Raw genomic sequence first — 1,715 nt, 5'->3', positions numbered from 1 at the left:
AAAACCGGCACCCACTACGACGAAACCACCGCCTGGGCCCACCGCACCCAACCCGCCGCCGCTTGACGCCCCAACGACATGGGATGTCTGACCCCGTGCTGCACTGGAGCGCCGTCGCGGAGCCTGTGGTCGCCGCCGGGCGTCCCCCCGCCAGCGCCGCCGTGCTCGCTGGCATCGTGCACGCCGCGATCCATGACGCCGCTGTCGCCGGCTTCGGCCGCTATCCCCATCTGTTCGCGGCGCCACGCAGCCGGCACCGAGCGGACCTGGACGCTGCCGTAGCGACCGCCGCCTACCGGGTGCTGGCCGAGCGCGTTCCGGCGCAGGCCGACCACCTGGCAGGGGAGTACGCGGCACACCTCGCACTGCTCGGCGGCGGCCCTGCCGTACAGCGCGGCATCGAACTCGGCGGCGTGGTGGCGGAAGCGGTGATCGCCGCCCGCCGCGACGATGGCCTCGACGCCAACGTGCCCTGGGTCCAGCCGGCACCCGGCCCGGGGGTGTTCGAACCGGTGGCCACCCGGCCCGACGGCAGTCCGGCGACCCCGGTCGACGTGCAGCTGGGCCAGGTCCGGCCGCTGGTCCTGCGCACACCCCACCAGGTGCGCCCGACCGGAGCCGCGGAACTGACGAGCCGGCGGTACGCGGTCGACCTCGACGAGGTGGCCACGTACGGACGGCTCGACTCGCCGGTCCGCAGTGCGCGGCAGACCGAGACGGCCCGGTTCTGGGCCGAGAACGCCTTCACCCACTGGAGCCGAAACCTCCGGCGGCTCGCTACGGACCAGGCGCTCACCCCGCTCGCAGCGGCCCGGATGCTCGCCGTGGCCCACGTAGCATCCGCCGACGCGGTGATCGCCTGTTTCGAGGCCAAGTACCACTACCTGTTCTGGCGCCCGCTGCACGCGATCACCCGGGCCGACACGGACGCCAATCCGGCCACCCAACCCGACCTCAGCTGGCGGTCCCTGCTCACGGTGAACCACCCGGAGTACCCGTCCGCCCACGCCACCTGGAGTCACGCGGTCGCCCACGGGCTGGGCTCGTACTTCGGTCCGCGCCCGGTGCAGCTTGTGATGGACAGCACCGCGACGGGCACCACACGCAGCTACCCGAGGATCAGTGCAGTGGCCCGCGAGGTGGGCGAGGCACGTATCCTGGCGGGCCTGCATTTCCGCTTCTCGGTCCGCGACGGCGCGGTACTGGGCCGTAGCGTCGCCGACCTCGTGGCCCGGCGCCTGGGCTGGTGCTGACGGCAGCGGGGTGAAACGTGCCCGGGCCTCTCGTCGTGTCCACGACGGGGCCCGGGCACCCACTCCTAACGGGCCCTGACAACGGGGGCTGTCTCGTCCGGGCCCGACCGGCGACCCGCACGTCCTCACGCACGTGGGGGTGCTACGGATGCGCCGAACGCCGGCCGAGGGCTGCAGGGGATGCCAGGCGGCGCTGGACAGGAGCGCGCTCTGCTCCCAATTGAAGCTACCGGCAGATGTTTTACGATGGGCGGTACTGGGATCGAACCAGTGACCTCTTCGGTGTGAACTGTCGGCGAGCGGGTCGCGTCGGGTGTGATGCGAGGTCAGCGGGCCTGCTCAGGTGCCTCTCGGCTCGGTTCGGCTGGGTCACGTCCGCGCTGGTGGTGTAGGAGACGGCCATCGCGGGATCCGGTTTGATGTTATGCGGCGATCGGTGCCGGGTCGGTCTGGTCGGTGTCG

1 protein-coding gene is annotated in these 1,715 nt (G+C 72.0%); it reads left to right on the top strand.

What is annotated here, in order from left to right; all coding sequences use genetic code 11:
- Positions 1 to 83: 83 nt before the first annotated feature.
- Positions 84 to 1,253 (top strand): vanadium-dependent haloperoxidase, encoded by a 1,170-nt coding sequence (locus ABTW87_RS30100; protein ID WP_350654794.1) that lies wholly within the window; start codon positions 84 to 86, stop codon positions 1,251 to 1,253.
- The last annotated feature ends 462 nt before the right edge of the window (positions 1,254 to 1,715 follow it).

Origin of the sequence: Micromonospora sp. NPDC126480 (genome assembly GCF_040302465.1) — a bacterium.
Classification (GTDB): domain Bacteria; phylum Actinomycetota; class Actinomycetes; order Mycobacteriales; family Micromonosporaceae; genus Micromonospora.
The sequence above is the reverse complement of the archived record's forward strand: the minus strand, read 5'-3'. Positions and strand labels throughout refer to the sequence as shown.